The organism is Isoptericola croceus (assembly GCF_029382255.1).
GTDB lineage: Bacteria > Actinomycetota > Actinomycetes > Actinomycetales > Cellulomonadaceae > Isoptericola > Isoptericola croceus.
This window is the reverse complement of sequence record NZ_JARLLG010000216.1, coordinates 1-275: the sequence shown is the minus strand read 5'-3', so window position 1 is coordinate 275 and position 275 is coordinate 1. Positions and strand designations below refer to the sequence as shown.

Below are 275 nucleotides of genomic sequence, written 5' to 3'. Positions count from 1 at the left end.
AGTATGAATTGGATATCCAACTGGCTGATGAGCTTCCCACCATCCTTGCCGACCGCAGCCAGCTTGAGCAGATTCTGCTCAACTTGTGTCTCAATGCCCGACAAGCCATGGCCGGGGCCGGCACGATCGGGATAATGACGCAGCAAGCCAGACTGACATCGGCTGAGGCTTCACGATGCGTGCCGTACGATGCCAAACCGGGCCGCTACGTAAAGATGGTCGTAAGTGACACCGGGTGTGGTATGGACAAGGCCACGATGATGCGGATCTTCGAT

General features: G+C 56.4%; 1 protein-coding gene. It reads left to right on the top strand.

Features of this window, described 5'->3' with window-relative positions:
• Positions 1–275 (top strand): ATP-binding protein (locus PZC42_RS21225; RefSeq protein WP_277214115.1); only part of this gene is annotated, 275 nt, incomplete at both ends.